This is a genomic window from Paenibacillus ehimensis NBRC 15659, from assembly GCF_004000785.1.
Taxonomy (GTDB): Bacteria; Bacillota; Bacilli; order Paenibacillales; family NBRC-103111; genus Paenibacillus_G; species Paenibacillus_G ehimensis.
On sequence record NZ_BILX01000173.1, the window covers coordinates 1 to 1,987 of the forward strand.

Annotated in this window: 3 protein-coding genes; all 3 read left to right on the forward strand. The window is 38.3% G+C overall.

The window, feature by feature from the left end; translation table 11 throughout:
- On the forward strand, nucleotides 1–547 hold a 547-nt coding region (locus PEH01S_RS34980; RefSeq protein ID WP_164828156.1), incomplete at its 5' end, for an RHS repeat domain-containing protein.
- The gene (locus PEH01S_RS34150) at nucleotides 547–1,437 is read left to right on the forward strand and encodes a hypothetical protein (RefSeq protein WP_127490444.1); all 891 of its coding nucleotides are present in this window, start codon (nucleotides 547–549) and stop codon (nucleotides 1,435–1,437) included. The genes PEH01S_RS34980 and PEH01S_RS34150, both read left to right, overlap by 1 nt.
- Nucleotides 1,438–1,788: 351 nt before the next feature.
- Entirely contained in the window at nucleotides 1,789–1,983 is a 195-nt protein-coding gene (locus PEH01S_RS34155; protein ID WP_218032732.1) for a hypothetical protein, read from the forward strand.
- Nucleotides 1,984–1,987 lie beyond the last annotated feature (4 nt).

Consider the following 1,987-nt stretch of genomic DNA (forward strand, 5'->3'; position numbering starts at 1 on the left):
TTATAACCGCTTCCGATACTACTCGCCAGATGAAGGCATGTATACGCAGCAGGACCCGATTAGGTTAGCTGGTGGAATCCAATTATATGGGTATGTGCATGATCCGAATACTTGGATAGACCCATTTGGTTGGATAAAAGCTCCTTCCTCATTGCCTAAATCACCGGGTATTTATATTTTAACAAGCGAGAAGTCAAAACTATCTTATGTTGGAAGTAGCGTTAATATGTTTGAAAGGATATCCGGAACTTTACATGCAAAAGCACAGAGGCTTTTAGCTTTGGAAGATGTTATAGTTGAATATGTTCAAGTTGATTTAGGTACAGTCATGGATGTTGAAGGTGTAAGGAAAAGGGATAGATATATAAATCATATTTTAAGACATTTTGAACAAATAGAGTATGAGAATCAAATAAAGACAAAAAAATACACTATGCTCAATGATTCAAAGAATCCGCCTGAGAGTAAGAGAAAGAAACAGAGAAATATGAATGAAATTAAAGAGTTTGGTGCAAAAGCCGGAACTAGGTTGAGGTGTGAGAAATGATGAGCTATTTCATAAAAGCGCGAAGTAATTATCTTTTTACTGAAGGTCCAGAAATTTTTATTGGCGAGAGTAATCTGCTTCCGGATGGTTCCATTCGTTTAGATCCGAAAGAATTTATTGAGAAGGCAAATAATTTAAGACCAACAGCACTTTGGTTATGTGAAGCAGATAGTAATGTAAATCGCGAAGAATTTTTGAAATTCATTTCTAATTTACATTCGCTTCAATCTATACATCTTGCTAACGATTACTTACCTTTAGCGAGTTTACCACCTTCTAATATTAAAGCAATAAGCCTTTTGCCATTTATTGATCAAGAACTTCTGGATAGATGTGTTGAATTTAGGTGGCAACCAGAGCAAATCGTACCTGATGTTCATTTTTTTAGTTTTTTTGATTTTGATGGGAGATATGACTTAGGTGGAATTTCACCAAGCACCTTCCCGGGACTAAAATGGATTGAGTGTTTTATTGACAAAAAAGGAAGGACTTTGGATACCATTCAAGGTTTTTCTAACTTAACGACGGCTTATTTGTCACATGTTCGTAAACATGATGTGTTTTCTATTCTTCAAGGTTTACGTATAAAAATGCTTAAACTAGAGGGATTTGATCGGGGATTCTCATTCCAAAATATCGGTAAACTTGACAAGTTGGAAGTTCTGCATCTTAATAGTTATCGTGAAAATTTAGACTTAAGACTAATTGTAGATTTACCACTGAAGGAAGTTTTCTTATTAAATTGTACTAAATTGGAACATGCAGAAGTTTTACTACAGATCCCTACTCTAGAAAGTGTCCATATCATTGATTGCAAAAAGCCGTTGTCTGATGCCATTAAAAAAGCTTTGAAGGAAAAATTACCATTGGTAGATGTTGATTTCCAATAGACTCAGTCTTCTAAATTAAGCCAATCAAATTAAGCTAATTAACTTTTAACCTTGATTTCTTTTCGAGGTTTCTTTTTTTATACGGCAGATGAGCGCAGCCATGCCGTTCCGGTATCTGAGACAGTACGAGGATGAGTAGACGAGGCTGTATTACAACCGCTTCCGGCGAAACCAACAGCAAATAGCGAGGAAGCCAAAAAAACAGGTCTACTCTATGTAAATAGCATAAAGATAGACCTGTTTTTCTGCTATATTCAGAATCGGATTGACGACCGTATATGATTTTATCGAGATTACCGTATGGAAAGCAAAGCTCCGGCTTGAAATAACGAGGCGGGGGACCTCATCGAAGTGACAGATGCATTGGGGCAGACGACCCGCATGTCCTACGAAGGTCACTTGATGCTCAAGAAACGGACCGCAACGGGTATAGCTTCCATTGGCGTTATGACGGCCCGACAACCGGGGCTCGCTGCGTTCATACGTACGGGGACGACGGGCTGCTGGAAGGGCGCATCACGTATAACGACGGCTGGAATGAAGTGAGCAA

What these genes read in the sequence shown, in the direction of transcription:
- PEH01S_RS34150 (WP_127490444.1), top strand. Translation starts at nt 547, where the DNA reads ATGAGCTATTTCATAAAAGCGCGAAGTAATTATCTTTTTACTGAAGGT.